General features: G+C 72.2%; 18 protein-coding genes. 8 read left to right on the forward strand and 10 right to left on the reverse strand.

The annotated features are described in order from the left end of the window. Positions 1-181: 181 nt before the first annotated feature. Positions 182-1,210, reverse strand: a complete 1,029-nt coding sequence (locus tag STTU_RS22170; protein ID WP_043256004.1) for an aspartate-semialdehyde dehydrogenase — start codon at positions 1,208-1,210, stop codon at positions 182-184. A gap of 426 nt (positions 1,211-1,636) precedes the next feature. Between STTU_RS22170 and STTU_RS22175 the strand changes: the two genes are divergently transcribed. Next, on the forward strand, positions 1,637-2,107 hold the full coding sequence (locus tag STTU_RS22175; protein WP_043256006.1) for an NUDIX hydrolase: 471 nt from the start codon (positions 1,637-1,639) through the stop codon (positions 2,105-2,107). A 383-nt stretch (positions 2,108-2,490) separates the two neighbouring features. After that, positions 2,491-4,290: a TIGR03767 family metallophosphoesterase gene (locus STTU_RS22180; RefSeq protein WP_007827052.1), complete on the forward strand. Its 1,800-nt coding sequence runs from the start codon at positions 2,491-2,493 to the stop codon at positions 4,288-4,290. Positions 4,291-4,671: 381 nt separating this feature from the next. Here STTU_RS22180 and STTU_RS22185 read toward each other — a convergent pair whose 3' ends face one another. Both STTU_RS22185 and pepN read right to left on the reverse strand, forming a co-directional pair. Further along, positions 4,672-5,754, reverse strand: coding sequence for a hypothetical protein (locus STTU_RS22185; RefSeq protein ID WP_043256008.1), 1,083 nt, complete (start codon positions 5,752-5,754; stop codon positions 4,672-4,674). A gap of 422 nt (positions 5,755-6,176) precedes the next feature. Further along, positions 6,177-8,747 carry an aminopeptidase N gene (gene pepN, locus STTU_RS22190; RefSeq protein WP_043256010.1) on the reverse strand — a complete coding sequence of 857 codons (2,571 nt, stop codon included), beginning with the start codon at positions 8,745-8,747 and terminating at the stop codon, positions 6,177-6,179. A 321-nt stretch (positions 8,748-9,068) separates the two neighbouring features. Here pepN and STTU_RS22195 point away from each other — a divergent pair, with 321 nt between their 5' ends. After that, the gene (locus STTU_RS22195; RefSeq protein ID WP_007827061.1) at positions 9,069-9,716 is read left to right on the forward strand and encodes a DSBA oxidoreductase; all 648 of its coding nucleotides are present in this window, start codon (positions 9,069-9,071) and stop codon (positions 9,714-9,716) included. A gap of 123 nt (positions 9,717-9,839) precedes the next feature. On the opposite strand, the gene STTU_RS22200 is transcribed toward STTU_RS22195, so the two are convergent. From STTU_RS22200 to STTU_RS22210, 3 genes are all read right to left on the reverse strand, one after another. Next, positions 9,840-10,061 carry a hypothetical protein gene (locus STTU_RS22200; protein WP_010271669.1) on the reverse strand — a complete coding sequence of 74 codons (222 nt, stop codon included), beginning with the start codon at positions 10,059-10,061 and terminating at the stop codon, positions 9,840-9,842. A gap of 227 nt (positions 10,062-10,288) precedes the next feature. Beyond that, complete coding sequence (locus STTU_RS22205; protein ID WP_007827063.1) at positions 10,289-10,930, reverse strand: superoxide dismutase; 642 nt, start codon at positions 10,928-10,930, stop codon at positions 10,289-10,291. Positions 10,931-11,233: 303 nt separating this feature from the next. Next, positions 11,234-12,814: an amino acid permease gene (locus STTU_RS22210; RefSeq protein WP_199785035.1), complete on the reverse strand. Its 1,581-nt coding sequence runs from the start codon at positions 12,812-12,814 to the stop codon at positions 11,234-11,236. 443 nt (positions 12,815-13,257) lie between these two features. On the opposite strand from STTU_RS22210, the gene STTU_RS22215 reads away from it, so the two are divergent. Both STTU_RS22215 and STTU_RS35625 read left to right on the forward strand, forming a co-directional pair. Next, positions 13,258-13,845, forward strand: coding sequence for a biotin transporter BioY (locus STTU_RS22215; RefSeq protein ID WP_007827066.1), 588 nt, complete (start codon positions 13,258-13,260; stop codon positions 13,843-13,845). 275 nt (positions 13,846-14,120) lie between these two features. Continuing rightward, a complete protein-coding gene (locus STTU_RS35625; RefSeq protein WP_234019296.1) occupies positions 14,121-14,264 on the forward strand; it encodes a zinc-binding dehydrogenase in 144 nt (47 codons plus the stop codon). A gap of 86 nt (positions 14,265-14,350) precedes the next feature. Here STTU_RS35625 and STTU_RS22225 read toward each other — a convergent pair whose 3' ends face one another. Then, positions 14,351-15,952 carry an amino acid permease gene (locus STTU_RS22225; RefSeq protein ID WP_043256013.1) on the reverse strand — a complete coding sequence of 534 codons (1,602 nt, stop codon included), beginning with the start codon at positions 15,950-15,952 and terminating at the stop codon, positions 14,351-14,353. A gap of 205 nt (positions 15,953-16,157) precedes the next feature. Between STTU_RS22225 and STTU_RS22230 the strand changes: the two genes are divergently transcribed. Both STTU_RS22230 and STTU_RS22235 read left to right on the forward strand, forming a co-directional pair. After that, positions 16,158-16,649, forward strand: a complete 492-nt coding sequence (locus STTU_RS22230; RefSeq protein ID WP_009065322.1) for a ribose-5-phosphate isomerase — start codon at positions 16,158-16,160, stop codon at positions 16,647-16,649. A gap of 2 nt (positions 16,650-16,651) precedes the next feature. Then, a complete protein-coding gene (locus STTU_RS22235) occupies positions 16,652-17,467 on the forward strand; it encodes an Fpg/Nei family DNA glycosylase (protein WP_007827076.1) in 816 nt (271 codons plus the stop codon). 147 nt (positions 17,468-17,614) lie between these two features. Here STTU_RS22235 and STTU_RS22240 read toward each other — a convergent pair whose 3' ends face one another. Then, the gene (locus STTU_RS22240; protein ID WP_007827077.1) at positions 17,615-18,847 is read right to left on the reverse strand and encodes a GNAT family N-acetyltransferase; all 1,233 of its coding nucleotides are present in this window, start codon (positions 18,845-18,847) and stop codon (positions 17,615-17,617) included. A gap of 230 nt (positions 18,848-19,077) precedes the next feature. Between STTU_RS22240 and STTU_RS22245 the strand changes: the two genes are divergently transcribed. After that, a complete protein-coding gene (locus STTU_RS22245) occupies positions 19,078-20,187 on the forward strand; it encodes a PP2C family protein-serine/threonine phosphatase (RefSeq protein WP_007827078.1) in 1,110 nt (369 codons plus the stop codon). Positions 20,188-20,667: 480 nt separating this feature from the next. Here the strand turns inward: STTU_RS22245 and STTU_RS22250 are convergent, their stop codons facing one another. Beyond that, on the reverse strand, positions 20,668-21,882 hold the full coding sequence (locus STTU_RS22250; protein WP_007827079.1) for a cation:proton antiporter: 1,215 nt from the start codon (positions 21,880-21,882) through the stop codon (positions 20,668-20,670). 152 nt (positions 21,883-22,034) lie between these two features. Continuing rightward, on the reverse strand, positions 22,035-23,186 hold the full coding sequence (locus STTU_RS22255; protein WP_007827080.1) for an acyltransferase family protein: 1,152 nt from the start codon (positions 23,184-23,186) through the stop codon (positions 22,035-22,037). Positions 23,187-23,403: the final 217 nt, after the last annotated feature.

A 23,403-nucleotide genomic window follows, 5' to 3' on the forward strand; every position in this document is an offset into this window, starting at 1 on the left:
CGCGCTCGCGTGCCAGCGGGCGGGGGCTGGGGCGCGCCGGGGCGCGAGACACGTACGGGGCGGCCCCGCGTGTGGCGGGACCGCCCCGTGGCGGTACGTGCGCCGGGCATCGGGCGGGAGTCCCGGCCTCGCGCCGATGCCGGCGGGGCCTCGACTCGTCACACGGGTCCCGGCGGGATTCTCAGCCCTTCAGCTCGGCCGCGACCAGCTCCGCGATCTGCACCGCGTTGAGCGCCGCGCCCTTGCGCAGGTTGTCGTTGGAGACGAAGAGCGCGAGGCCGTTCTCGACCGTCTCGTCGGCGCGGATGCGGCCCACGTAGGAGGGGTCCTTGCCCGCGGCCTGGAGCGGCGTCGGGATCTCGGACAGCTCGACGCCCTCCGCCTCGCCGAGCAGCTCCTCGGCGCGCGCGACCGTCAACGGGCGGGCGAAGCGGGCGTTGATCTGGAGGGAGTGGCCGGAGAAGACCGGGACGCGCACGCAGGTGCCCGAGACCTTCAGCCCGGGGATCTCCAGGATCTTGCGCGACTCGTGGCGCAGCTTCTGCTCCTCGTCGGTCTCGAAGGAACCGTCGTCGACGAGGCTGCCCGCGAGGGGGAGGACGTTGAAGGCGATGGGGCGCTTGTAGACGCCGGGCTCGGGGAAGTCGACCGCCTCGCCGTCGTGCGTCAGCTTGTCGGCCTCGGCCACGGTCTTCTGCGCCTGCCCGTGCAGCTCGGCGACGCCCGCGAGCCCCGAGCCCGACACGGCCTGGTACGTGGCGACGACGAGCGCTTCGAGCCCCGCCTCGCGGTGCAGCGGCTTGAGCACCGGCATCGCGGCCATCGTCGTGCAGTTCGGGTTGGCGATGATGCCCTTGGGGCGGTCCGCGATCGCGTGCGGGTTGACCTCGGAGACGACGAGGGGGACCTCGGGGTCGCGGCGCCAGGCGGAGGAGTTGTCGATCACCACGGCACCGGCAGCGGCGACCTTCTCGGCGAGCGTCTTCGATGTCGCGCCACCCGCGGAGAAGAGGACGATGTCCAGGCCCTGGTAGTCGGCGGTGGCCGCGTCCTCGACCGTGACGGGGCTGCCCTGCCAGTCGATCGTGGAGCCCGCGGAGCGCGAGGAGGCGAAGAGCCGCAGCTCGGTGACCGGGAACTCCCGCTCGGCGAGAATCCTGCGCATGACCGTGCCGACCTGACCGGTGGCTCCGACGATTCCGACCCTCACGGGGGACTCCTTCACTGCTGCGGCCTTGGCTGGCCTGCGGACATACGACCATGATGCGACTGCCCGGGGCCGCTCTGTCCAATGCAATGTTCACTACGTGGGACGTGCCACAGGCGGGCGGCGGCGGGGCGGGCGTGACGGAGTGAGGCGGGCCACTCGGGGGCGGCGGGAGCTGACACTGCGGGCCGGGCGATCGTCCGATGATCGCCCGGCTGCCGTCCGAGGGGAGGATGATCGCCGTGCCGGATTGCCGGGCGATGGTAGGACGATCGCCGTGCAGGTTTGCCGGGCGATCATCGGATCATTGCCCGGCCGGTTTCCAGGGCGATTTTCCGATCGTCGCCGTGCCGAAAACCGGAGTGATCACCACCCGGCCGCATTCCCGATCTCTGGGCCGCCTCCGCGCGGAGCGGCTAACGTCGATGGATGCGCTGGGAATTGAGGGTGGCGTCCTACGCCGTGTGTGTCCGCGAGAACCGTGTGAACGCGAGGCCCGAGATCCTGCTCGCCCGTTGGGTCGCGGCGGACGGCCGCCGTCTGTGGACCCTGCCGGGCGGCGGCATGGAACCCGGCGAGGACCCGTACGACACGGTGATCCGCGAGGTCGCCGAGGAGACCGGCTACGAGGCCGAGCCCACCTCGCTCCTCGGCACGGACTCCATCCGCCGCGAGCACAGCCGCATGGGCACCCGCTCCGCCTTCCACGGCCTCCGCCTCGTCTACGAGGCGGCGATCACGGGCGGCAGCCTCCGCAACGAGGAGAACGGTTCCACCGACCTCGCCGCCTGGCACCCGGTCACCGGGATCGCCGAGCTCCCGCACGTGGAACTCGTCGAGGTGGGGATGCGACTGTGGCGCGAACGGCCCGCCGTGGGGAGAGTGCCCCGGGAGACGTGAGCGGCACGGGCCCCGCGGTCGCTGGCGGCCCGTGACCGCGCGGGCCCCGCGGTCGCTGGTGGCCCGTTCCGTACGGCTCAAGTCCCCCGTCCCGGCGAACGGCTCAAGTCCCCCGTCCCGGCGATACGCCCGCGCTCGCCGACGCCCGGCGCGGACGCGCCGACACATGGGCCCGGCCGCTCCTACCCCCGTACATGAACCCCTCGTTGCCCGGGGAAGGCCGTCGTCCGGCGGGGTGGGGACGGGCGGGCGTGCCGGGTGATCCCCGTAGCCCAAGCGGCGGCGAGCCGTGCGGCGGCGTTCACGTCGTGGCCACGCGCGCTGCCGAACCTCCCTGGTGAGGAGGGGGAGCCGCTCCCTCCCGCCGTCCGGGAGGGACGCGCATGTCGCGTACGCACTCCAGCAGTAACCCCCACAGCACCCCTGCTCCCCACACCCCCGCCCCGCGCTCGGCCCCCGCCCGCCGCACTCTCCTGCTCGCCGCGTCGGCGGCCGGGCTCACCGCGGGGGCCGCCGGCCTCTCGGGCGCGCTCGGCGCCTGGGGGAGCCCACCCCGTCCCCCCGCTGCCGGACCGGCCGCGGCACCCGTCCCCGTCACCCGGCTCTCCTCCCGCCCCTCCCCGCCCGGACCCCTCACCCCCTACACCGAGGGCACCACCCTCGACTCCGTCGCCACCCCGCGCGGCGGCCCGGGAGGCTACCGGCGGCTCGCCGAGGGGCCCGGCTGGCAGCGGCTCGTACGCGAGGACCTCGCCACCGCGCACGCGGGACGGCAGGAGCGGCGGCGTACGCTCGCCGCCCTCGTCCAGTTCACCGACCTGCACCTCGTCGATGTGCAGCACCCGCTGCGGTACGAGTACCTGCGCGCCGCGACCGCGAGCGCCTGGCGCCCGCAGGAGGCGCTGTCCGTCGTCGGGGCGCTCGCGCTCGTCGAACGGGTCAACGGGCTGCGCGGCGTCCCCGCGACAGGGGCCCCGCTCGACCTCGTCATGACCACCGGCGACAACACCGACAACAACGCGGCCTGCGAACTCGACTGGTTCCTCGGCCTCATGAGCGGCGGCAAGGTGACCCCCGACACCGGCCTCCGCGGCCACTTCGAGGGCGTGCAGAGCGCGGGGATCGACCTGTACTGGCAGCCGGGCGAGCGCCGCGCCGACGCCGACAAGCGCCACGGCTTCCCGTACCTGCCGGGCTATCTCGCCGCCGCGACCCGCCCCCTGCGCAGCCCGGGACTCAACCTGCCCTGGTACTCCACCGTCGGCAACCACGACTTCCTTCCCGGCGGCTGCTGGGCCCCGGGGGACGGCTGGGCGCACGAGATCGCCACAGGCGACCGCAAGCTCATGAGCCTCCCGGCCGGAACCGGAGCCGGCTTCTGGCGCAAGGTCACCGCGGGACAGGACCCCAAGGGAGACCTCTTCCGCGCCCTCCTGCACGAGCAGCGCCGCCGCACCCGCCGCGTCACCCCCGACCCGCGCCGCGCCCCCGTCACCCCCGAGCAGTACCTGCGCGCCCACCTCGACCCCCGCCACACCGGCCCCGGCCCGCACGGCCACGGCTACACGGAGAACTCCCTCGACCGCCGCGTCCGCTACTACGCCTTCCCGATCGGCGACGACGTCCTGGGGATCAGCCTGGACACGACCGACCTCGGCGGCCACTACGAGGGCTCGCTCGACGAGACACAGTTCCGGTGGCTGGAACGCACCCTCGCACGCGCCGAGCAGCCCTACGCGCTCGTCTTCAGCCACCACACGAGCGCCACGATGCGCAACACCCGCCCCGACCCGGCCCGCCCCGGCGAACGCCGCAGGGACGGCGCGGCGGTACGGGCCCTGCTGAGCCGCAGCCCCCGCGTCCTCGCGTGGATCAACGGCCACAGCCACAAGAACGCGATCACCCCCCACCCCGGCTTCTGGGAGATCTCCACCGCCTCGCACATCGACCACCCTCAGCTCGCCCGTGTCGTCGAGCTGACGGCCAACGGCGACGGCACGCTCTCCCTCTTCACCACCCTCGTCGAGTCCGACGCCCCGGCCACGACCGACTTCACCGACCTCGGCCCCCGGGGCCTCGCCTCCCTCTACCGCGAACTCGCCCTCAACGCCCCCGGCGCCCGCACGACCCTCGCCGGACGCCCCTCCGACCGCAACACCGAACTCCTGCTCCCCACCCGCTGAGCCCCGTCCCCCGAACGGCCGTACACCCGCCGACGAGTGACCACATCGCCTTGTCGACATATGTCCGGAAGTCGTCTCGTGCGGGTGTTCGGAAGCCTCACGCGGGAGGGGGAGAAGGGGAGCCTTCGCGCGGCTACGAGGCTCCGGGCGGCGCGCCGGAACGGGGCGCGGTGTCGATACGGGGCGCGGTGTCGATACGGGGCGCGGTGCCGGAACGGGGCGCGGTGCCGGAACGGGGCGCGGTGCGGATACAAGCCGTCGTGCCGGTACGGGCCGTCGTGCCGGTACGGGTCACCGCGCCGCCCCGGTCGCGGCGGGTCCCCGCGTCGTCCCGGGCACGGCACACCTCGGGGCGGGGCGTCCCCGGGCGTCCGCGCGCCCTCAGCGCGGCAGCACCTCCACGTACGCCGCCGGTTCGCGGTCCGCCGCCGTGAGCAGCGCGGTGCGCACGACGCAGGACTGCTGCTCGGCTGCGTCCCGCAGCTTGCGCGGGGTGAGGTGGAGGAGCGTGATGCCGAGCAGTTCCAGGCGCTCCCGCTTGCGCGCCGACTCCGTCCACGTCGCGTCCGGCTCGTGCGCCTCGCCGGGGCGGTGCACCCGCGTGTCCAGCTCCACCGCGACCGCCTGCTCGGGCCAGTACGCGTCGACCGTGCCGAGCGAGGGGCCCTGCGGGAGCCGCAGTTCGACGTTCCACGCCGGGTCCGGGAGCCCACTCTCCTCGACCATGCGGTACAGACGTTCCTCGGCGACGCCCCGGTCCTCGCGCAACAACGTCTCCATGGCGTCCAGTACGCACGGCCTGTTCATGAGCCCGCAGCGGCGCAGTTCGGCCAGGAGCGCCCCGGTGCCGCAGTACCCCTCACGGACCGCGCGCCCCAGCAGCCGCGTCACCGCGCCCGCGTCGCTCAGTTCCGCGACGGTGTCCGCGAGCGCCCTCGTCACGGGGGCCGTCGGCACGCCCGTCACCTGCTGCGGGGCGGGCAGTTCGGCACCGCGCACGATCCGTACGAACGCGGTCGAGCGCAGCCTGCGCGTGCGCGGCACGAGCACGTCGTAGCGCTCCGCCGTCGCGAGCGAGCCCACCGGGCCCTCCAGCGGGAAGCCGTGCAGGGCGAGCGCGGCCGGGCCGGTGATCATCGCGACCGTGCCGGGGTCGCGTGACTCCTCGGAGGTGGGCTGGGCCGGGACCCCGCGCGCCCGCCCGGCCGGGGGCCGCCGCGCGTACCGCACGGCGGCGTGCAGCCGCTCCTCCGTCGTGGGCCGCCCGGAACGCAGCAGGAACACGCCGGGCAGCAGGCGCTGCCAGCCCCCGCCGGGGGCACAACGGGCCGTCAGCCGGGCGGTGCTGATGCCCCGGGCGCGCAACTGCGCGGCGTCGGCCACCAGGTGCGGCCCCGTGACGGGCAACTCGCGGGCCGCGGGGGCGGCTGAGGAAGCGGGGACGGCAGAGGAGAGATGAGTCATGCCGGGGGTCTTCCTCCTCCACCCCTCCGGCTAACCGCTGTAACGATTCCGTCGACGAAACCGGACAACTTCGTCCTAAAGTACGCATGTTCGAGTGCCGAGACGGGAGCGGGGCCGAACGGGTGAGAGCCGCCCGGCCTGCGACAACAGCGCCGACCACACACCTCTCGGCCTCGGTGGCAGTGACCGCGCCCGGCTGCGCGGACTACCGGCCCGCGCCAACCGGGGCGGGAGAGCCTTCGCCAGCCCGCCAGCCCGCCAGCCCGCCAGCCCGCCAGCCCGCCAGCCAAAGCCCGCGCACCGGGGGCCCGCAGGCCCGGCGCGGGCACTGGGGGCCCGCACGCCCGGCTCGTCCCGCTCCTCCACGCGTACAGGCACGCCGAGGCAGGGCGCGAACCCCGCCCCGGCGTCCCGGAACCGCCTCAGCCCGCCTTCGCGTCGCACTCCTGCGCCCGCAGGGCCCGCGCGAGGTCGTCCCGCGACTCGGCCACGAGCCGCCGCGCCGCCTGTGAGACCTCCGGGTGCTGGAGCAGCCAGGTGTCGGCCTGTTCCAGCGTCGCCGCGCTGTCCTGGAGCGAGGGGAAGAGCCCCCGCACGATGTCCATCCCGATCTGGATGGACCGCTCGCTCCATACCCGCGCGATCGCCGCGAAGTACTTCTCCGCGTACGGCGCGATGAGCGCCCGCTGGCTCGACTGCTCGAAACCGTCGATGCTCGCCTCGACGAGCGCGTTGGACAGCTCGTCCGACTCCACGACCTGCGCCCACACCTGCGCCTTGACCGCCTCGGTGGGACGCGAGGCGAGCAGCCGCACCTGGTGACGCTTGCCGGAGGCGGTGTGGTCGCGGGCCAGCTCGGCCTCGATCTCCTTCTCGCCCGCGCGCCCGTCCACGACGAGCGGTTCGAGGAAGGCCCAGCGCAGCTCCTGGTCCACCTCGAGGCCCTCGACCGACTCCGTACCGGCGAGCAGCCCCGCCACCAGGGCGAGTTCCTCGGCCGAGGCGGCGGTGGTGGCGAGGAAGCGCGCCCAGGTGAGCTGGTGCTGGCTGCCCGGCTCGGCGGCCCGCAGCTCCTTGAGCGCACCGGCGCCGAGCGCGGCGGCCGTCTCCTCGCGGCGCGCGGGCGCCACGTAGTGGGCGAGCGTGGTGCGGGCCCAGGAGTGCAGCATCTGCAGGACGCCGATGTCGCTCTCGCGTCCGGCGAACCGCAGCACGATCGCGATGAACTCGCGCCCGGGGAGCAGCCCGTCCCTGGTGACCCCCCACAGCGCCGACCAGCACAGGGCGCGGGCGAGGGGGTCGGTGATGTCGCCGAGGTGCGCGCGCAGCGTGGCGAGCGAGGTCTCGTCGAAGCCGATCTTGCAGTAGGTGAGGTCGTCATCGTTGACGAGGACCAGCTCGGGCGCGTCCTGCCCGGCCAGCTCCGTGATGACCGTGCGGGGTCCGGCGACGTCCGCCTCGGCGCGCGCGTACCGCACGAGTGCGCCGTTCTCACGCCGGTAGAGGCCGATCGCGACGCGGTGGGGCCGCAGCTCGGGGTGCGAGGGGGCGGCCTCCTGGCGCACGGCCAGCTCGGCGACCTTGCCCTCGCTCAGCGTCAGTTCGGGCGTGAGCGTGTTGACGCCGGCGGTCTGGAGCCAGGCCGCGGCCCAGCCCGTCATGTCCCGTCCGGAGGTCTCGGCGAGCGCGGAGAGCAGGTCGCCGAGCGTCGTGTTCCCGTAGGCGTGGCGCTTGAAGTAGCGGCGCGCGCCCTCCAGGAAGGCGTCCTGGCCCACGTAGGCGACGAGCTGCTTGAGGACGCTCGCTCCCTTCGCGTACGTGATGCCGTCGAAGTTGAGCTTCGCGTCCTGGAGGTCGCGGATGTCGGCGGTGATCGGGTGCGTCGAGGGGAGCTGGTCGGCCCGGTACGCCCACGCCTTGCGGTTGTTGGCGAAGGTGATCCAGCCGTTGCGGTGGCGCGTGGACTCGACCATCGAGAAGGCGCCCATGAAGTCCGCGAAGGACTCCTTGAGCCACAGGTCGTCCCACCACTTCATGGTGACGAGGTCGCCGAACCACATGTGCGCCATCTCGTGCAGGATGACGTTCGCGCGCCGCTCGTAGGAGGCTTCGGTGACCTTGCCCCGGTAGATGTACTCCTCGCGGAAGGTGACGAGGCCCGGGTTCTCCATCGCGCCGAGGTTGTACTCGGGGACGAACGCCTGGTCGTACTTGCCGAAGGGGTAGGGGTAGTCGAAGTTCTCGTGGAAGAAGTCGAGGCCCTGCTTGGTGACGAGGAAGATGTCGTCCGCGTCGAAGTAGGGGGCGAGTCCCTTGCGGCACATGGCGCCGAGCGGGATCTCCAGCGTCGAGCCGTCGGGCAGCGCACGGCTGTAGGAGTCCGTCACGTAGTGGTAGGGACCGGCGACGACGCATGTGATGTACGTCGAGATCGGCGCGGTCTCGGCGAACTCCCAGACGCCGGACGTCAGCTCGCCCGCGCCGTTGCTCCACACGCGCCAGTCCGCGGGGGCCTGGACGCGGAAGCGGTACGGGGCCTTGAGGTCGGGCTGCTCGAAGTTGGTGAAGACCCGGCGGGCGTCGGCCGGCTCGTACTGCGTGTAGAGGTAGACCTCGCCGTCCTCGGGGTCGACGAAGCGGTGCATGCCCTCGCCGGTGCGCGAGTAGGCGCAGCGCGCGTCGACGACGAGGGTGTTCTCGGCGGCGAGCCCGTCGAGCGCGACGCGGGTGCCGTCGAAGACCTCGGCGGGGTCGAGGGCGCGGCCGTTGAGCGTCACGGAGTCCACGGAGGGCGCGACGAGGTCGGCGAAGCTGCTCGCGCCGGGCTCCGCGCACGTGAAGCGGAGCGTGGTGAGCGAGCGGAAGGTACGGGGTCCCGAAGCGGGGCCTTCGCCGACGGCGGAGCGCAGGTCGAGCTCCACCTCGTACGAGGTGACGGAGAGCAGCTCCGCCCTGGTACGGGCTTCCTCGCGGGTCAGGTTCTCTCCGGGCACCGGCACTCCTTCGTGACTGTGGGGCGTGGCTGAGGTCGCGCTGCGTGACATGGCGTGCGGTGCTGCCGCACCGCGCCGCACGGCGGGCGCACTGTGGGGATACGCCAACGATCCTCGCACGAGGCCGGGAGGGAGGACATCAGGGAGTCCCCGGACAAACAACCCGGAGATTTTTCAGGGTCGAAAGGCCGTGACCCTGAGTTTTTCCCTGAGATCGCTCGGTGCAGGAATCCCCGGCGGCGAAGGCACGTTGCCAGCGGTGAAGGCTGATCGAAGAATGTCCGGTGCCCGTGACCGCGGGACGGCACTACGAGGAGCGAGATGAGCGAGCAGCAGACGCAGGACCGGGTGACCGCGGACTTCTGGTTCGACCCGCTGTGCCCGTGGGCATGGATGACCTCGCGATGGATGCTGGAGGTGGAGAAGCTCCGCCCGGTCGACGTGCGCTGGAACGTCATGAGCCTGGCCGTGCTCAACGAGCCGCGGCTCGACGAGCTGCCCGACCACTACAGGGACATGATGGCGGGTCCCGCCTGGGGCCCGGTCCGCGTCGTCATCGCGGCCCGTGAGCTGCACGGCGACGAGGTGGTCGGCAAGCTGTACACGGCGCTGGGCACCCGTTTCCACAACCGGGGCGAGGGCCCGACGCGTGAGGCGATCATCGGCGCGCTGGAAGAGGTGGGACTGCCGGCCTCGCTCGCGGACTACGCGGAGAAGGACACGTACGACACCGAGCTGCGCGCCTCGCACAAGGAGGGCATCGACCTCGTCGGCCAGGACGTCGGCACCCCGGTCATCGCCGTCCCCGGCGCCACGGGCGAGCGCGTGGCCTTCTTCGGCCCCGTCGTGACCCCGGCCCCGAAGGGCGACGAGGCGGCCCGCCTGTGGGACGGCACCCTCGCCGTCGCCTCGGTCCCGGGCTTCTTCGAGCTGAAGCGCACCCGTACCCAGGGCCCGATCTTCGACTGATCACGGCGGCGGGCGCCCGCGCACGGGTCCATGGACCCACGGTGCGGGCGCCCGGCGACTGCCCCTTCCGGAGTTCCCCGCGACAGACCCCCTCCGGAGACCGGCCCCGCTACTTCACGCCCGCTAGTCCACCCCCTCCGGGATTCGCAGGAACTCCGGGTGGAAGCGGCGCGTGTTTCCCGAGGAGCGGACCTTTCGGCAGGTGCCCCCCGCGCACATGATCAGATCGCCGACGTAGAGAGTGGCGCCCTTCTTCTCACGCACCCAGCGCTGCTGGTTCTCGGTCAGGGGGACGTGCCGCTCCGTGCTGCGGCAGAAGACGCAATACGTGTCCTTGGGCTGCATCCGCCCACGATGCGGCACGGGAACGGGTCGCGTAAGGGCGCGCGGCGACGTGGGCCCGTAAGCCCCCGGAAAGCACCCGCACGCCCCATCGTCACGCGTCCGGACGCGGAGAACCCCCGCGAGTCATGTCCTCGCGGGGGTTCTCCTCTCTACCGGCCTGCCGCGTGAAGGGTGAGAAGACGATCACGAGCAGGACGTGCGCAGGGCTCGGGGAGGGAGCCGGGGCCTCAGGGGGCCAGGATGAGCGAGTCCGTACGGGCCTTCGCGGCGCGGTAGCGCGCGGCGACGTCCTGCCAGTTGACGACCTGCCACATCGCCTCGATGAAGTCCACCTTCTGGTTCTTGTACTGCAGGTAGAAGGCGTGCTCCCAGGCGTCGAAGACGAGGACGGGCACCGAGCCCTGACCGACGTTGCCCTGGTGGTCGTAGATCTGCTCGACGATGAGACGACCGCTCACCGGCTCCCAGGCGAGCACGCCCCAGCCGGAGCCCTGCGTGGTCGCCGCGGCCTTGGTGAGCTGCGCCTTGAAGCCCGCGTAGGAGCCGAAGGACTCCTTGATGGCGTCCGCGAGGTCGCCGACACCGTCGGCCGCGAGCGGTTCGCCGCCGCCCTCACCGGTCATGTTGTGCCAGTAGATGCTGTGCAGGATGTGCCCGGAGAGGTGGAACGCGAGGTTCTTCTCCAGCCCGTTGATGGACCCCCAGGACTCCTTGTCCCGCGCCTCGGCGAGCTGCTCCAGGGTGTCGTTCGCGCCCTTGACGTACGCGGCGTGGTGCTTGTCGTGGTGCAGCTCGATGATCTCCGGGCTGATCACCGGGGCCAGCGCGGAGTAGTCGTACGGCAGTTCCGGGAGTGTGTAGACGGCCATGCGGAGACGCCCTCCAAGACTTCTTGTTGCGCCGAGCTTATTGCGAATGGCTTGCAAGTGCACGTTATCAGCGAGAGTCGTCGGTGGATCATGCGGGCGTACGCGACATGCCGCCGCTCAGAGGCGCGCGACGGCCCGGCCCCGGGAGCGGCCGAACAGCCCCCTTCGCGCAGGGGACGGGCCCCGCCCGGCACGGGAGGCGGCCCCTCGCCCACCACGGCAACGGGAACGGGCCCCCGGCAACGGGAACGGGCCCCCGGCGAGAACACCGGAGGCCCGTCGGGCAGGGAAGAGGACGGCTGGTCAGTCGGTACGCGCCCGGGTTCCCTCCCGGCCGCCGCGCGCGGGCGTCGCCTGCGCGGGTACGGCTTCGCCTTCGCCTCGCACGCCGGAGTCGTCTCCTCGCGCCGCGCCGCGTCCCCTCCCGTACCGCGCCATTCCCACCGCGCTCAGCACCACCGCGAGACCGCCGGTGAAGTAGAGCTGCGTGCGCGTGTCCGGCTCGCGGAGCATGAGCAGCAGTACGGCGACCATCGCCGCGAGCGCGACCCAGGTGAGCCAGGGGAAGCCCCACATGCGGACGAGGAGCCGCTCGGGCGCCTCGCGTTCGAGGCGGCGGCGGGTACGGAGCTGGGCCGCGGCGATGAACCCCCACACGACGAGGACCGCGGCGCCGACCATGTTGAGCAGCCACGAGAAGACCGTGTCCGGCCACCAGTAGCTCAGCAGCACCGCGAGGAAGCCGAAGGCCGACGAGGCGACGACGGCGGGGCTCGGTACGCCGCCGCGCGAGAGGCGCCGCAGGAAGCAGGGGCCCTGGCCGCGCGCGACGAGCGAGTAGGCCATCCGCGAGGAGCCGTAGATGTTCGCGTTCATCGCCGAGAGCAGCGCGGCGAGGATGACGACGTTCATGACCTGCCCGGCCGCCGGGATGCCGAGGTTGTCGAGCACCGCCACGTACGGGCCCTTCGTGGAGACCTCCGGGTCGCGCCAGGAGACGAGCGTGACGATGACGGCCATCGAACCGACGTAGAAGACGGCGATGCGCCACATCGCGGTGCGCACGGCCTTCGCGACCCCGCGCGCGGGGTGCTCGGACTCGGCTGCGGCGATCGTCACGGTCTCCAGGCCCCCGTACGCGAAGACCGAGGCGAGCAGCCCGGTCACGAGCCCGTCGGCGCCGTGCGGGAAGAAACCGCCCTCGCCGGTGAGGTGCCGCGCCCCGGGGGCGTCGCTGCCGGGCAGCACCCCGGCGATGGCGAGCACCGCGAGGACGAGGAAGGCGCCGATCGCGGCGACCTTGAGCGCGGAGAACCAGAACTCGAACTCGCCGAAGTTGCCCACCGCGCTGAGGTTCGTCGCGCAGAACAGCACCATGAAGAGCGCGACCCACAGCCAGTCGGGGGAGCCGGGGAACCAGCCCGTCATGATCGAGGCCGCGCCGATCGCCTCGGCGGCGACCCCGACGCAGAGCAGCATCCAGAACATCCACCCGGCGGTGAACCCGGCCCACGGGCCGATCGCACGCTCGGCGTGGACGGAGAAGGAGCCGGAGGCGGGATGCGCGGCGGACATCTCGCCGAGCATCCGCATCACGAGCATGACGAGCGCGCCGGAGAGCGCGTAGGCGAGGACGACGGAGGGCCCGGCCGACGCGATGCCCGCGCCCGAGCCGACGAAGAGCCCCGCGCCGATGACCCCGCCGAGCGCGATCATCGACAGGTGACGCTGCTTGAGGCCGTTGCCGAGATCGCTGCCGGTGGGAGCGGAAGAGGCCGGGTCGGGAGGGGCGGCGGCGGGTGAGGACGCCTTCGTCTCGGGGGACGTGGGTGCTCCGGCCGGTGCGGTCGAGCTTCCGGCCGGTGGTGGGGTACGCGGGGTCATGAACACGATCCGTGGAGTGGGGGACGGGGACGCGGAGGGATTCTCTCGCGCGGTCCGCATTCTGGAATGCCACGTCCGTAATGCGGACACACGGCTCACGCGGGGTGAGATCGCGCTTGCCGAGCGGCTTTGGCGGAACTCCACAGCCGTCAGTTCCGGGGCTGCGCGAGGTGGACCCTCCCGCCTCACCCGCCTCACCGGAAGCGTGTGCCGTCATGCAGGGCTTGCCCGGAAGGTGACGAGGCTCACGCCGAAGGGGCGGGGTAAAGGGTGTGAAGGGGGCCCTTTGTGAGATCCCCACCAAGTCTCTCCTCGCGGCTTTGTCCGCGACGGCCGGTGAACGCCCGTTGACTCCTCGGTACGGTCGCACTGCGCCCCTCCGGGCGCCGCGCCTGCCGAACGGCCCCGTCCCCACGGAACCACCCGAGAACCGGAGTTATGCGATGAGTTCTGTCTCTGCCGTCCACCGCCCGGGAGCGGTCCTCGCGGACCTGCTCCCCGCGAGCCGTACCCGGGACGCCGTCCTCGTGCTCGGCGGTGCCGCGCTCACCGGGCTCGCCGCCCAGATCGCGATCCCGGTGCCGGGCTCCCCGGTCCCCGTGACCGCCCAGACCTTCGCCGCGCTCCTCGTGGGCACGGCACTCGGGGCCCGCCGCGGCTTCCTCGCCCTCGCCCTCTACGCGGTGGCCGGTGTCCTCGGGATGCCGTGGTTCTCCGAGGGGCAGTCGGGTGCCGCGATGGCCTCCTTCGGCTACATCCCCGGCATGATGATCGCCGCCCTCGTCGTCGGCACGCTCGCCCGGCGCGGCGCCGACCGCTCGCCGCTGCGCACCGCGGGCGCGATGCTCCTCGGCAATGTGATCATCTACGCGACCGGTGTCCCCTACCTCGCGTACGCCGCCCACCTCGACGCGAGCGCGGCCATCGCCGCGGGGCTCACCCCGTTCATCCTCGGCGACCTCCTCAAGACCGCCCTCGCGACCGGTGCCCTCCCCACCGCCTGGAAGCTGATCGGCCGCAACCAGGACTGACCCCCACTCCCGACGCGAGCGCCGCCCCGGCCGAACCGGCCGCCGGGCGGCGCTCGCGTACGCGGCCCGGCCCGGCCCGGCCCGGCCCAGCCCGGCCCGGCCCAGCCCGGCCCGGCCTGGCCCAGCCCGGCCCGGCCTGGCCCGATGGGCGGCGGCGTGCCTACGCCGGGCTGCGCAAGCTCGGCGAGCCGGGTACGAAACCGCTGCCGCCCGCGCCGCCCGGTATGTCGTACCGGGGCTTCGGTGTGCACGACTGGTTCGGCAGGACGGACCTGATGGCGGAGATCGCCGCCGCGCTCGGCGCCGGGCGGCTGAGCCCGCGCGTCGCGGGGATCGTCCCGCCGGAGCAGGCCCCCCGCGCGCACGCGGCCCTGGAAGCGGGCGGGACGCGGGGCCGGTACGTACTCGACTTCTCCTGACCCGTACTGCCGGCGCCTGACACGAGGTGGGGGCGGGCCCCGTCCGGGCCCGCCCCCACGTGGCGCTCGTCAGCGTACGGACGTCGTCACTCCCGTACCGCCGCCGTCTCCCGTACGTCCGGGCCCGCGCCCGCGCCGGGCCCCTGCTTCTTGCGCACCTGCTGGCGGATCAGCGCGAAGCCGACCACGAGTGCCGCGACGAGCAGCGAGAGGAGCATCTGCACGCGGCCGTCGTCGTCGAACAGCATGTAGACGACCACGAACAGGATCATGGCGATGGTCAGCCACGTCAGATACGGGTACAGCCACATCCGCACGACGAGCTTCTCCGGCGACTCGCGCTGGATCTTCCGGCGCAGGCGCAGTTGGGAGAAGCAGATGACGAGCCACACGAAGAGCGCGACCGCGCCCGAGGAGTTGAGCAGGAACTCGAAGACGCTCTCGGGCCACTGGTAGTTGAACCACACCGCGACGAACCCGAAGACGACCGAGCCGAGGATCGCGGCCTGCGGCACGCCCCGCCGCGTCACGCGCGCGAAGGCCTTCGGCGCGTCACCGCGCCCGCCGAGCGAGAAGGCCATACGGGAGGCGGTGTAGAGGCCGGAGTTGAGGCAGGAGAGCACGGCGGTCAGCACGATGATGTCCATGATCTGACCGGCGTGCGGGATGCCGATGGAATCGAGCGCCGCCACGTACGAACCGTCGTCCTGGATCGACTCGCTGTTCCAGGGGAGCAGCGTGAGCACGACGAAGATCGAGCCCAGGTAGAAGATCGCGATGCGCCAGATGACGCTGTTGGTCGCCTTCGTCACGGCCTTCTGCGGGTTCGAGGACTCACCGGCGGCCAGGGTGACGATCTCACTGCCCATGAAGGAGAAGACGACGAGCAGAACGCCGGTGAGGATCGAGCCCGCCCCGTTGGGCAGGAACCCGCCCGTATCGGTGAGGTGGTCGAACCCCGAACCAGGATTGTCCGAACCGGGCAGAATGCCGAAGACGGCGAGCAGTCCGATGATCACGAACGCGCCGATCGCGACGACCTTGATCCCCGCGAACCAGAACTCGAACTCCCCGTACGAGCCGACCGAGACCAGGTTCGTCGCGGTGAGCACGAACATCACGATGAGCGCCCAGCCCCACTGCGGTATCCCGGGAACCCAGCCGTTGAGGATCACGGCGCCCGCCGTGGCCTCGACCGCGAGCACCACGACCCAGAAGAACCAGTACAGCCAGCCGATCGAGAAGCCCGCCCAGCGCCCGAGCGCCATGTCCGCGTACGCCGAGAACGAGCCCGACGACGGCCGCGCGGCGGCCATTTCGCCGAGCATCCGCATCACCAGGACGACGAGCAGCCCGACCAGCGCGTACGAGACCAGGATCGCGGGGCCCGCCGCGGCGATACCGGCGCTGGAGCCCACGAAGAGACCCGCGCCGATCACGCCCCCGATGGCGATCATCGACAGGTGGCGGCCCTTGAGCCCTTGTTGCAGCCCCTCCGCGTTCTTCGCGGGACCGCCGCCATCGCCTCCACCGGGACGGCCCTCGCCTCCCTCGGGACCGCCGCCGTCGCCCCGCGGCCCGCCGGGTCCCCCGTCGCCGCCGGGACCACCCGGGTCGCCCGGTCCGCCGTTGCCGCCCGGCCCTTCGGGGCCGTCCTTGTGTCCGGGCTCGCTGATCGACTGCGTCATACGTTGAGTCCTTCGTTTCATCCGAGCGTGGGTCCCGGAAGAGGACCACAAAGCGCGCGCTTAGTGGAACCCCCGCGTCCGGTTTGTTGTCAAGGACACGCTCAGTTGGCTTGGTCACGGTCCGGGACGGCACGGATACGGGGGGACGCGCCCCACCCGGACCCGGGAGCGGCTACCCCGTTCCCGACGTGCCACACTCCTGGGTATGCGCGTGTATCTCGGCTCCGACCATGCGGGCTACGAACTCAAGAACCACCTCGTCGAATGGCTCACCGAGCACGGCCACGAGCCCGTCGACTGCGGCCCCCACCTCTACGACGCCCAGGACGACTACCCGCCGTTCTGCCTCCGCGCCGCCGAGCGCACCGCGGCCGACCCCGAGGCCCTCGGCGTCGTCATCGGCGGCAGCGGCAACGGCGAGCAGATCGCGGCGAACAAGGTCGAGGGCGTGCGCTGCGCCCTCGCCTGGAGCGTCGAGACGGCGAAGCTCGGCCGCGAGCACAACAACGCCAACGTCGTCTCGGTCGGCGCCCGGATGCACTCGACCGACGAGGCCACCTCCTTCGTCGAGGTCTTCCTCAGCACCCCGTACTCCGAGGAGCCGCGCCACACCCGGCGCATCGAGATGCTCACGGCGTACGAGAAGAGCGGCGTCCTGCCCCCCGTCCCGGCCCACCACCCGCAGCCCGAAGCCTGACCGTGCCCGAAGGCCACACCCTGCACCGGCTCGCCGCCGACCACGACCAGCGGTTCGGCGGCCGGCCGGTGCGGGCCGACTCGCCGCAGGGCAAGTTCGCCGCGTCGGCCGCCCTGCTCGACGGAGCCGTCCTCGACGGCGCCGAGGCCCACGGCAAGCACCTCTTCCTCGGCTTCGGCCCGCTCGGCTGGGTCCACATCCACCTCGGCCTCTTCGGCAAGGTCGCCCAGGGCCCCGGCACCCCGCCCCCGCCCACCGACACGATCCGGCTGCGCCTCACCGGACCCGGCGGCTGGTCCGATCTGCGCGGCGCCACCGCCTGCGCCCTGATCGACGACGACGCCAAGGCCGCCGTCCACGCCCGCCTCGGCCCCGACCCGCTCCGCGAGGCCGACGACGGAGAGGCCGCCTGGGCCCGTATCTCCCGCAGCCGCACGACGATCGCCGCGCTGCTCATGGACCAGAAGATCGTCGCGGGCGTCGGCAACGTCTACCGCGCCGAAGTCCTCTTCCGCCACGGCATCGACCCCGCTCGCCCCGGCCGCTCGCTCAGCCGCGCCGAGTGGGACGCGCTCTGGGCCGACCTGCGCGTGCTCATGCGCGAGGGCGTCCGCCTCGGCCGCATCGACACGGTCCGCCCCGAACACACCCCCGAGGCGATGGGCCGCCCGCCCCGCCGCGACGACCACGGCGGCGAGGTCTACGTCTACCGCCGCGCCCACCTCCCCTGCCTGATCTGCGGCACGGAGATCAGGACACGCGAACTGGCGGGCCGCAACCTCTTCTGGTGCCCGCGCTGCCAGGGGAGCGGGGCGTAGGCGACGGGCCGGGGGCTGCCCGCAAGGGGAGCAGGCGGGGGTGGCCCGTTACGGGAGCGGGGCCGGCCCGTATCGGGAGCTCGGCGCGGGGCGGAACGCGGGGGCGTCACCCGTGCGCCCCGCCCCCCTCCCGCTCCCGTAGGCGACTCAGAACCCGTGCGCCAGGAAAGGCGCCACCTGGCTGCCGAAGCCGAGCGACGCGGGGCTCAGCGCGCCCGCCCTCAGCTCGCGCACCCGCCCGGCCGCGGCGAACTCCGAGAGGGACGTGCCGCCGAGGTACGCGCCGCCCAGCTCCCGTACCGACAGCGCGAGATCGGCCGCGTCCTCGGTCCGTACGCACTCCGCCCCCTCCGGACCGCCCCGCAGCCGCCAACGCCCCGCGTTCCACGGGCAGAAGTCGTCCCGCACTTCGACGACGACGTCCACCGGAACCTGGTACGTACGCGCCGCGAGCGCCGCGCCCACGTCGACGAGCCGCACGTACAGCTCCTCGCGCAGCGTCGGCCGGCAGCGGCGCACGTCGCTGACGAGCGTCTGCCACGGCGCGTCGAGCGGCGTCCGGCTCAGCTCCACCGTCTCCACCAGGTCGAGCGCGAGCACGTGCCGCAACAGCGCCGCGTACGCCGCCGGATCAAGCGCTTCCAGCGCCCGTACCCGCACCTCGCCGTGCGGCGTACCCGCCGCGTCCCACACCGGCTTGACCTGGAAGCGGGTGTAACCCACGACCTCGCCGTCCCGCTCCGCGAGCACGACACGCAACGCCGAGAAACCCGCACGGTCCGCCTCGGGATCGAGCACCCCCAGCCGCTCCCAGCCCGGCTGCCGCGCGAAGAGCCCGGGACGCCCCGGTACGAGCGCCGCGTACACCGCCTCGCAGGCGGGCAGCGACTCCAGGAGCCCCGCCCGCCGCACCCGGACCCGCTCGGTGCCCTCGGGCGCCGCCACCCGTACCCGGTGCGCGTCGATGCGTGCCCGCACCATGCGCGTGGCCGCCTCGTACCCGAAACGACCGTAGATCGGCGCCTCGGAGGCGGTGAGCACGGAAAGCGGCTCACCGAGCGCGCGCACCTCGTCGAGCTGACGGCGCATCATCGCGGTGAGTACGCCCCGCCTGCGGTGCGTGTCCGCGACGCTCACCATCGTCACGCCGTTCGCCGGGACCGAGGCCCCGCCCGGCACCGTCATCCGGAACGCGAAGCCGCTCGCCGTGCCGATCAGCTCGTCACCGTCCCAGGCGGCGAACGCGCGTGCGAACTCGACGAGTTCGTCCCAGAGCGCGCGCTCCTCCTCCGCCTCGTGCAGCCCGCCGAAAGCGAGGGTCAGATTGTCGTACCACTGGGGGTAATGGGCCTTGTCGAGCTTGCGCACCTCGGTCGTCATACCGCCTCCCTACCAAGGCCGCCGCCGCGCCGCGAGGGCATTTTCCCGTGGGTGCGCCGTGTGCGCCCGCTGTGCACTCCCTGCGCCCGATCATCTGTGCGGAAAATGTGCGGTGTGCGCTACCTGGACAAAGTGGACCCCTCGGTGCGCGAAGGTATCGCCGCTCGGTAGGGTCCCGAGCAATGACAGGCGAACGCGTTGCGGCGCAGACCCCCGCGGCACGGTGGCGAATGCGGTACCACCGGGTCCGCATCGCCGTGCGCCGGGCCGGGGTCGACTACTTCCGGGGCGACGGCTCGGACTGGATCGCCCTCGCCGGGCTGCTCCTGTGCGTGCCGCTCATCGGCTGGCTCACGGTCGTCGCCCCCGTCTGGTGCGATCCCGCGATGCTCGCGGTGCCCATCACGATAGGCGGCCTCGTCCTGCGCCCGGCGAGCCTGCTCGGGCTCTACGCCGGGTCGGCCGCGGCCCTCATCGTGGAATCGGTGGTCCTCGGCCCGTACACCGACGGGCCCGCGCGGGTCACCCCCGGCTCGATCCTCGTCGTCGCGGGCTGCGGCTTCATCGGCCTGCTCGTCGCACAGTTCCGCAGCCGCGTCGGCGTGCCGTGGCGGCGCGGCGGCACGATGCTCTTCGACCTGCGCGAACGCATCCGGGTCCAGAGCAAGCTGCCGGGCCTGCCGCGCGGCTGGCACCGCGAGATGTCGCTGCGGCCCGCCGGCGGGCAGTTCTTCTCGGGCGACTTCGTCGTCGCCGCGCGCACGAAGAAGGGCCGCGTCCTCGAAGTCGTCCTCACCGACGTCTCCGGCAAGGGCATGGACGCCGCCTCGCGCGCACTCCTCCTGTCCGGCGCCTTCGGCGGCCTCCTCGGCTCACTGCCCCCGGCCGACTTCCTGCCCGCGGCTAACGGCTACCTGCTCCGCCAGGACTGGGACGAGGGCTTCGCCACGTCGATCCACCTGGTCCTCGACCTGGAGACCGGCGAGTACGAGGTCTACTCCGCCGGCCACCCGCCGGCCGTCCAGCTCCACGCCGGGACGGGCCGCTGGGAGCAGATGACCGCGGAAGGCCCCCTCCTCGGCGTCTACGGCGGCGCCGAGTTCGACCCGGCCAAAGGCTGCCTGAACCCGGGCGACGTCCTCATGCTCTTCACCGACGGCCTCGTCGAGACCGCCGAACGCGAGATCTCCGAGGGCATCGACCGCCTCACCGGCGAGGCCGACCGCTACGTCGCGGGCGGTTTCGTGGGCGCTTCGTGGCACCTCATCGAGGCGGTGGCCAAGGATGTGAACGATGACCGGGCGCTGGTGCTGATTTGCCGGGATCAGGTGGGGGCGTAGGGGAGCGGGGGGCTTGAGTGGGGGCGGGGTGGGGCTTGGGGACAGGCCGGGGTGAGGCCGAGGTGAGGACGGTCGAGGCGGGGTGGGGCTTGGGCGGGTCTTCACGTGGTGCACGCGGGCAGCCCCCACCCTCCCTGGGGGGCACCCCTGCTACAAGTCTTCCGCACCCCGCCCCGCCTTCCGCGCCAATTCCGCGGATCTGTGGATAACTTCGCTCAAGTCACAAAACCGCTCACTCCTCCGAGTGAACGGTTTTTTCGTGATTTCGCAGCCGTCGCCGATGTGTGCCACTGTCTTCCTCAGCGATCGGGGAAGCCCACTGGCCAAGCTCGGATCGCGGCATCCGTACGGGGTTCGTCTCTCCCCCTACGAGGGCTCTACTGCCTCACGGGTCCACCTCATCCCGGAGAGGCAGCAACCTCAACCGCCATGAGTACGGGACGCAGCGGCCCCCGAGGTCGGCTGCCCCGCGTCCCGCACTCACCCCGCGCCGCCGGCCTTGACCAGAGAGACGGGCTCGGTCGGCGGCGCGGTCCCGGACTCCTCCTCGGAGTCCCTCTCGGCCCTCGGCAGCAGGCGCGCGAGCCAGTGCGCGCGGCCTGCTGCCAACGGGCCGAGGACGGCGAGCAGCAGTACGTAGCCGGCGATGAAGGGCGAGAGCCGCTCGTCCAGGCCGGCGCCCGCCGCCATCGTGGCGAGGATCAGTGCGAACTCGCCGCGGGCGAGGAGCGTGGTCGCGATGTTCGCGGCCGGGCCCCTGCCGAAGCGGTACATGCGGCCCGCGAGCAGTCCCGCGAGGACGTTCATGGCGAAGGTGAGCAGGACCGCGAGCAGGACGGGCCACAGCACGCTCGGCAGGTCGCCCGGGTTGATGGACAGGCCGAAGGCGAAGAAGAAGATGGCCCCGAAGGCGTCCCGCAGGGGGTGTACGAGGGTGCGGATACGCGCACCGGACGACGTGCTGCCGAGCATCAGGCCGACCATGAAGGCCCCGATCGCGTCCGCGACCCCGAACCACTCCGAGACCCCGGCGACGAACACCGCCATACCCAGGAAGGAGATGACGAGAAGCTCGTCGTCTCGCGTGTGCATGAGCCGGCCGACGAGCTTCGTGCCGAAGCGCGCCGCCAGCGCGAGCAGCAGCAGGAAGCCGAACGCTTTTGCTCCGTCGAGCACCGCCGCGGCGAGCGAGTCGGCACCCGACAGGATCGGCTGGAGGGCGGCGAGGTAGAGCGCGAGGAAGATGTCCTCGACGACGATGATGCCGAGGATCGGGCGCGTCTCGGGATTGCCGAGGCGCCCTGTGTCGACGAGGACCTTCGTCACGATCGCCGAGGACGAGATGCCGAGCACCCCGGCGAGGACCAGAGCCTCGGAGGTGCCCCAGCCGAGGGCGAATCCGAAACCGAGGCCGGCGCCGACGTTCAGAGCGAGGTACGTGGCCCCGGCGAGCGCCATGCGCCGCCCGCCCGCCTTGAGGTCGTCGAGATGGAATTCGAGCCCCAGGTAGAAGAGCAGCAGCACCAGGCCGAGGGCGCTGAGCATCTCCAGGTCGTGCGGGTCCGAGACCAGCACGACTCCGGGGGTGTGCGGGCCGAGCAGGATGCCGGCCAGGATGAACAGGGGGATGGTGGGGAGTCCGATGCGCCCGCCCGCGCGGGCGAGCACGGCGGCGGCGAGAAAAGCGCCGCCCATCGCTATGAGGGTCTCCGCGTGTCCGATGAGCCCGACCTCCGCATCAAGTCAAGGAATGGTCAAGTGAAAGTCAAAAGTTACCCTACCAAAGGGTTGAAAGAGGAAGAGTTGCCCGATTGAAGTGCGTTGTCCGGTGCGGGAGTTGTGGATGCTCAGGCTCCGCGCGCCTCACCGAAAGCCCAGTCGAGGCGGGGCTCCAGCGCCCAGCGGAAAGCGCGACGCACGGGAGGCGTGCACAGCAGCGTCACCACGAGTGTTGCGCCCGCGCTGAAGAGCAACGCGCCGGGGAGGGAGTGCGCGAAGGCGCTGTCGTACCAGCCGCCCCACTCGACGGCCTTGATCAGGAAGCCGTGCAGCAGGTAGCCGCCCAATGTGCCCGCGCCGAGTCGCGTGCACCAGGTCGTGCGGCGTGGCACGAGGGCGAGGAATGCGGCCGTCAGGACGAGTGAGGCGGCGAGCAGGGCGAAGGTCATGAGCGGCCCGCTCCACCAGGGTGCGCCGAGGTTCTGGGCGCTTTCCCGATGGTAGAGCCACGCGTAGGGCATGCGCGGGGCGAGCCACCAGGCGGCGCAGAGGCCCGTGAGCAGCACCGGCGCAGCGACGATCTTCGGCCACTTGTGGGCGAGGAGCGCGAAGTGGTGCGGGCGCAGCAGCAGACCGAGCACGAAGTACGGAAGGAACTGGAGCACACGCTGAAGATCCAGGTCAGCGCCGATCTCCGGGGACATCGAGCCGAGGACGGCGAAGGCGAGGGCGAGCGGGAGGGGCCAGCGCACGAGGCGCCACAGCGGCGTCGTGAGGCGCCACGCGAAGAGCGCGACGAGAAACCAGTTGAGCCACCACGGGTCGATAACGCTCCATGGCGGTACGGGTTCGGGGCCCGCGAGGCGGGCGAAGAGCGTGTACGCGTACTGGAAGATCACATAGGGCACGGCCACCCCGGTGATCAGTTTCCGTACCTGCGGGGCGCCGAGCGTGAAAGTCCGCGAGAAGTAGCCGGAGATGATGATGAACGCCGGCATGTGGAAGGCGTAGACAGTGAGGTAGAGCGCGCGCAGGGGGCGGCTCGACGCGAGGAGCGGTTCCCAGGAATGGGCGAGCGCGACGAGGACGATCGCGAGGTATTTCGCGTTGTCGAAGAACGGGTCGCGGGCTTTTCCGCCCCCGGTGTCCGCTGTCCCGGCTCCCTTCGCGGCATCGGGTCCGACGGGGCGGGCCGACGACTCGGGCGGCAGGGGGCGGCGCGCCGCCGGGTCCGCCGGTACCGCGCTGAGCTGGCCGGATTCCGCGGGGTCGTGATGCATGGGTACCTCGGTGCCGCCGCGCCCCGCCGGTTCTACGATCGATACGAGATGGCGACTGATCGACTTTGTTCGTTTCTTGGCTCACCTGTTGTCGTTGTCTTCGTCTACCCGACTTTCCGCCCGCCCGGGGTGAACGCCACGCGACTCCCGTCACACCCCCACGGACCAGCGGTATTCCGCACCCTTTCCCCGTCACTTCTCCTACGCCCGCGCCCGC

Origin of the sequence: Streptomyces sp. Tu6071, assembly GCF_000213055.1 — a bacterium.
Lineage (GTDB): Bacteria > Actinomycetota > Actinomycetes > Streptomycetales > Streptomycetaceae > Streptomyces > Streptomyces evansiae.

Excerpts from the sequence above, each read along its gene's own strand:
- STTU_RS22175 (WP_043256006.1), top strand. The coding sequence starts at position 1,637 with ATGCGCTGGGAATTGAGGGTGGCGTCCTACGCCGTGTGTGTCCGCGAG.
- STTU_RS22180 (WP_007827052.1), top strand. The coding sequence starts at position 2,491 with ATGTCGCGTACGCACTCCAGCAGTAACCCCCACAGCACCCCTGCTCCC.
- STTU_RS22185 (WP_043256008.1), bottom strand. The coding sequence starts at position 5,754 with ATGACTCATCTCTCCTCTGCCGTCCCCGCTTCCTCAGCCGCCCCCGCG.
- STTU_RS22195 (WP_007827061.1), top strand. The coding sequence starts at position 9,069 with ATGAGCGAGCAGCAGACGCAGGACCGGGTGACCGCGGACTTCTGGTTC.
- STTU_RS22200 (WP_010271669.1), bottom strand. The coding sequence starts at position 10,061 with ATGCAGCCCAAGGACACGTATTGCGTCTTCTGCCGCAGCACGGAGCGG.
- STTU_RS22205 (WP_007827063.1), bottom strand. The coding sequence starts at position 10,930 with ATGGCCGTCTACACACTCCCGGAACTGCCGTACGACTACTCCGCGCTG.
- STTU_RS22210 (WP_199785035.1), bottom strand. The coding sequence starts at position 12,814 with ATGACCCCGCGTACCCCACCACCGGCCGGAAGCTCGACCGCACCGGCC.
- STTU_RS22215 (WP_007827066.1), top strand. The coding sequence starts at position 13,258 with ATGAGTTCTGTCTCTGCCGTCCACCGCCCGGGAGCGGTCCTCGCGGAC.
- STTU_RS35625 (WP_234019296.1), top strand. The coding sequence starts at position 14,121 with ATGGCGGAGATCGCCGCCGCGCTCGGCGCCGGGCGGCTGAGCCCGCGC.
- STTU_RS22225 (WP_043256013.1), bottom strand. The coding sequence starts at position 15,952 with ATGACGCAGTCGATCAGCGAGCCCGGACACAAGGACGGCCCCGAAGGG.
- STTU_RS22230 (WP_009065322.1), top strand. The coding sequence starts at position 16,158 with ATGCGCGTGTATCTCGGCTCCGACCATGCGGGCTACGAACTCAAGAAC.
- STTU_RS22240 (WP_007827077.1), bottom strand. The coding sequence starts at position 18,847 with ATGACGACCGAGGTGCGCAAGCTCGACAAGGCCCATTACCCCCAGTGG.
- STTU_RS22245 (WP_007827078.1), top strand. The coding sequence starts at position 19,078 with ATGCGGTACCACCGGGTCCGCATCGCCGTGCGCCGGGCCGGGGTCGAC.
- STTU_RS22250 (WP_007827079.1), bottom strand. The coding sequence starts at position 21,882 with ATGGGCGGCGCTTTTCTCGCCGCCGCCGTGCTCGCCCGCGCGGGCGGG.
- STTU_RS22255 (WP_007827080.1), bottom strand. The coding sequence starts at position 23,186 with ATGCATCACGACCCCGCGGAATCCGGCCAGCTCAGCGCGGTACCGGCG.